Raw genomic sequence first — 5,178 nt, forward strand, 5'->3', positions numbered from 1 at the left:
CAGCCGCCTTGAAGCGGTTGGTCTGGGTGACGGCGAACATGGTCATGAATCCGCCATAGCTCCAACCCGTAATTCCCACGCGCTGGGGGTCAACCGGATATTTGGCTAAAACGGTGTCAACGCCAGCTAGAATATCGCGCAGGTCGCCATAGCCAAAGTCCTTGCGGTTCGCTTGCGCAAACTCCTCACCCTGCCCGTAGCTGCCGCGCGGATTGGGCAGGAGAACGAAATAGCCGAGCGCCGAAAAGGCAGTGGAACTGAGTCCGCCGCCTCCGCCCCAGCGGGCTGTCACTGCAGCTGCCGGGCCGCCATGGACCTCGACAATCAGCGGATACTTCTTGTTCGGATCGTAGTCCTTGGGCAGCAGCAACCAGCCCTGCACGCGGAATCCGCCGCTCTTCCAGCTCAGCGATTCGGCGTCGCCCCAGGCAGGCTTGATGTCGTCATTGAAGTGCGAAAGCTGCATTACGCCTTCTAGACCGGATGTCATAACCGTGCCTGGCTTGGCCCCGTAGATTTCGCGAGGATGCGCGAAAGTGCTGGCGCCAAAGACAAACATGGAGCGGTCAGCCGTGGAAGACAGACTCATCTCCATCCGCCCATCGCCCACGCTGCCGGGAATGCTGAAGATGGGAGAGCCAAATGTCACCGGCCCGTCTCCGGTGCGATCGCCGGTTAAGCGATAGCGGATTAACTGGGTGTTGCCGCCCGCGAGTTCGGTGACGAAAAGATGGTCGTCGCCACCCCATTCAATCCAGGCGGGAGATGTGGGCCGTCCCTGGCTGAGATCGCGCGGTTGGCCGCCGGCAGAAGGGACGATCCAAACGTCACCGCCGGTGGAGCCTTGATCGCTCATCAGACCGCCGATGAAGGCAATGGTTTTGCCGTCAGGAGACCAGCGGGGCACGGCGATCTGCAGCCCATGTAGCGGACCGGATACGTCTTCCGGAGCCAGGATTGGCTTGGGCTGGCTGTCAAGTGATTGGGTATAGAGCTTGGCTACCCACCAGTTATTCTCGCCTGGCGGGTTAGCTGCGACGTAGGCAATGCCTTTGGAATCCGGTGCCCAATTGAACTCGTAGACATGCAGATTGGCAGGCGTCACGACGCGGGGGGGAGCCGTCGCTGCGTTCACGCTGGCCATGCCCACGCGCTGCACTTCCACGCCATCTTCACCGATTACGCCTGACGGGGGTTTCATGGCAGCGAGCGCACCTGCAGGGCGGGTTGCACCTTCGACGTAGAGGAACGCGATCTTGCTGCCATCCGGAGAGAACGCCGGGGCTTGCGGAATCCCCTTCAGGGCAGTCAGGCGTTTCGCGGGAGTCCCGTCGAGCCGGGAGAGATACAGATCCACCTGGTGGTCCGCAGAACTGGCGCAGTCTGAGAAAAAGGCAAAGCTCTTCGAATCGGGTGCCCATGCGAATTCGCCCTCGCGGCAGTGCTGATCGGCAGAGGTTGCCGCCGTGACATGCTCGCTCTTGCCGAGATCGTTAGGCGAAGCGACACGAATCTCGCCTCCCCCGCGGCCGCCCTCAATCCACGCCAGCTTGCTTCCATCAGGAGAGATGGCTACCTGTCCGAAGTTGCGCCCGCGGTTCAAACCACGCAGAACTTCTTCAACGTGAGCGCGATCGGATGTGCCCGGCGCGGGAGTGTCTTGGGCATAGATTGGCGCGGCAGTTACAACGGCAAACAAGAAACAGGCGCCACACGAAACCGTCGCCTCAAAGGCAGTGCGAAGGGGAATCCTGAACATGAAGAAATGCTATCAGGCGAAAGCAAGTTGAAATGGATGTTGAATGTTCCTGGAGTAGCCGTCCTGAATGATGGGCACTCATCCTGAATCACCGCCCTGATATCGGTTTGAGGAGCGGCTATTTTTCGCTGTCGAGAACCTGCATCTGGTGGGCGTCGTAGCGCGTGCCGGCGGCTGCGTCGGCAGGAACGGCGGTCTCGATGGCTGTAATCTCTTCAGATGTGAGCCTGACTTCGAGTGCGGCCAGGGTTTCGCTGAGTTGGGCACAGGTGCGAGCACCGATGACCGGAATGATGAAGGGACTTTTGGCAAGGGCCCAGGCAATGGCGAGTTGGGATTGGGTGATGCCCTTGCCGGTTGCAATCTCAGCGAGACGCGCAACGATTTTCTGATTCTGTGCAAGGTTCTGGTCGGCAAAACGAGGGAAGCGGTTGCGGATATCGCCTTGGCCGCGGTTGGTGGAACCGGAGAGAAGTCCGCGCGAAAGGACGCCGTAGGCGGTAACGGCAATGCCGAGGTCATCGAGGACGGGAAAGATCTTGGACTCGGGCGAGCGGCTGATGAGCGAGTACTCGATCTGCAGATCAACGATGGGGTGAACAGCGGTGGCGCGGCGGATAGTTTCGGGTCCGACCTCAGACAGGCCGATGTAGCGGACATAGCCTGCCTTGATCATGTCGGCGATGGCTCCAACGGTGTCTTCAATGGGAACGTTGGGATCGAGGCGCGCGGGGCGGTAAATATCGATGTGGTCGACGCCGAGACGCTTGGGCGAATAAGCCAGGGCGGTTTTGACTGCGGCAGGACGCGCATCGTAGCCGAGCCACGCGCCGTCGGGTGCGCGCTGGGCCCCGAACTTGACGGAGATGAGAACCTTCTCGCGGAAGAAGCGCAGAGCCTGGCCGAGGAGCATCTCGTTGTGGCCCATGCCGTAGAAATCGCCCGTGTCGATGAGGGTGACGCCGGCGTCGATGGCGGCGTGGATGGTGGCGAGGGATTCCGGTTCGTCGGCGGGTCCGTACATGCCACTCATGCCCATACATCCAAGAGAAATGGGGAAGACTGCGGGGCCGGTGCGGCCGAGTTTGCGCGGCTGGATGGCGGATGCTGTGGTCATGGCGGAAACCTCTCCGTGCGGCATGGTAAGCCTGCCGGTGAGATGCGGCAAGGTGCTCAACCGGTGTGATGATGCAACGGGTGGAGCAGCCCGGGAGGTGACGGCGCGCACCGATTATCTACGAAGAGGGACTATCCTTCGCTTGTCGTGCAAGGCAGGGATCGCGATGAAAGCAATTGTGTACCGCAAATACGGGCCGCCTGACGTGCTGAAACTGGAAGAAGTACCAAAGCCGACTCCAGGCGACAACGAAGTCCTGATCAAAGTTCATGCTGCGGCAGTGAACCCGCTTGACTGGCATTTTATGAGGGGCGTGCCGGGCTTTCTGCGCTTGTTTGCCGGGTTGAGCAGGCCGAAGCGAACGAGACTCGGCGTAGATATGGCAGGGGAAGTGGAATCGGCAGGCGCAGCCGTCAACGGTCTCAAGGCCGGGGACCGTGTATTCGGCGCTGTCGACGGAGCTTTCGCGGAATATGTTTGTGCTCCTGTGTCTGCCGTTGCCCTGCTGCCGAACAATATGGGTTTTGAGCAGGGAGCTGCGGTGCCGATCGCTGGATTAACGGCGCTCCAGGCACTGCGGGACAGGGCAAAGCTGCAACCCGGGCAGACAGTGCTGATCAACGGTGCCGCCGGCGGCGTAGGCACGTTTGCGGTGCAAATTTCCAAGTGGATGGGCGCGAAAGTGACCGGCGTTTGCAGCACGCGCAACGTGGCTCTCGTGCGTGAAATAGGCGCCGATGAGGTGGTTGACTACACCCGCGAAGATTTCATCACCAGGGACGAGTGCTACGACGTGATTTTCGACCTTGTCGGAAACAGAACGCTGCCGGCATTTCGGCGTGTCCTTAGTCCGCGCGGCTCGTTTATTGCATGCGGTGGCGGCGGCCCGGAGACGCCGGTGAGTCATCTCCTCGCCGGGATGATCAAGCCGCTCGTGCTGGGGTGGTTTACACGCCAGCGGCTACTCGGGATCATGGCGAAACGAAGCAAGGAAGATCTGGCCACACTGAGCGAACTCATGGGGTCGGGGAGAGTCTCTCCCGTGATCGACAGGAAGTTTGGGCTGAGCGAAGTGGCAGAGGCAATCCGCTATCAGGAGCAGGGGCACGCGCGGGGCAAGGTTGTGATTTCTCTGGAATGAGAAAGCTGAGCAAGCCGGATCGGTCACGAAGCTAGAACTTGCGCGGCCGATCAACAGATCGCGAATGGGATTCGACGGAGCCTGCGCAGTGTGTTTGGGATCACAGTGGTTTTCCACAAGAGAAGCACACACGGCAGTAGGGCATCACGTTCTGCGCGAAGTCCTAAGCGCCTGTCAAAGTTGACAGTTATGCAAGCACCCTCGAACTCGAAGCACGTTGGTGTCCATTTTGTGGTTCAATCGGGGCCCATTTTCTGACATACTTGATTGTGCCCACCAGGTACGGCCAAACCCAACAATTGAATAGTGAGGTTGCAGCGATGTCGGCAAAGTATGTCTTTGTAACGGGCGGAGTTGTGTCCAGTTTAGGCAAGGGCCTTGCGGCCGCATCGATCGGTTGCCTGCTCGAGAGCCGCGGCCTTCGCGTAAACATGATGAAGTTCGACCCGTATCTCAACGTCGATCCAGGAACCATGTCGCCTTTCCAGCACGGCGAGGTCTTTGTGACCGACGACGGCGCGGAAACCGACCTGGATCTGGGGCATTACGAGCGCTTCACGCATGCTCCGCTTTCGCGCGACAACAATCTCACCACGGGAAGGATCTACGAGCAGATCATTCTGAAGGAACGGCGCGGGGACTACCTGGGCAAGACGGTGCAGGTGATTCCGCACGTCACGAATGAAATTAAGAATGCGATGCGGAAGGTTTCGTCCAACGGCCACGACGTAACCATCGTGGAGATCGGCGGGACGGTGGGCGATATCGAGTCGCTGCCATTTCTCGAAGCGATTCGCCAGATGCGTCAGGAACTTGGGCGCGAAAACACAGTATTCGTCCACCTCACGCTGGTGCCGTGGATTGCGGCCGCGCAGGAATTAAAGACAAAGCCGACGCAGCACTCGGTGAAGGAGTTGCTCTCGATCGGGATTCAGGCGGATGTGCTGCTCTGCCGGAGCGACCGAAACCTGAGCCGCGAGATGCGACAGAAAATTGCCGCATTCTGCAACGTGGAGGAGCGGGCGGTCATCGGAGCGACGACGGTTCCTTCGATTTACGAGGTGCCGCTGAACTTTGCGCAGGAAGGGCTGGACGGGCTGATTCTCAAGTACCTGCACAAGGAAGCTCCCGAAGCGGACTTAAGCAAGTGGAAGGATCTCG

General features: G+C 59.8%; 4 protein-coding genes. 2 read left to right on the forward strand and 2 right to left on the reverse strand.

Annotation, left to right across the window (positions count from 1 at the left end; genetic code table 11):
• Both WA354_RS01205 and WA354_RS01210 read right to left on the reverse strand, forming a co-directional pair.
• On the reverse strand, positions 1-1,759 hold a 1,759-nt coding region (locus WA354_RS01205), incomplete at its 3' end, for a S9 family peptidase (protein ID WP_472811184.1).
• A gap of 118 nt (positions 1,760-1,877) precedes the next feature.
• Positions 1,878-2,876 (reverse strand): aldo/keto reductase, encoded by a 999-nt coding sequence (locus WA354_RS01210; protein WP_472811185.1) that lies wholly within the window; start codon positions 2,874-2,876, stop codon positions 1,878-1,880.
• 166 nt (positions 2,877-3,042) lie between these two features.
• Here WA354_RS01210 and WA354_RS01215 point away from each other — a divergent pair, with 166 nt between their 5' ends.
• Both WA354_RS01215 and WA354_RS01220 read left to right on the forward strand, forming a co-directional pair.
• The gene (locus WA354_RS01215; protein ID WP_472811186.1) at positions 3,043-4,017 is read left to right on the forward strand and encodes an NAD(P)-dependent alcohol dehydrogenase; all 975 of its coding nucleotides are present in this window, start codon (positions 3,043-3,045) and stop codon (positions 4,015-4,017) included.
• 320 nt (positions 4,018-4,337) lie between these two features.
• On the forward strand, positions 4,338-5,178 hold an 841-nt coding region (locus WA354_RS01220; RefSeq protein WP_472811187.1), incomplete at its 3' end, for a CTP synthase.

This window comes from Occallatibacter sp. (assembly GCF_049802275.1).
In the GTDB taxonomy this organism is placed as follows: Bacteria; Acidobacteriota; Terriglobia; order Terriglobales; family Acidobacteriaceae; genus Telmatobacter.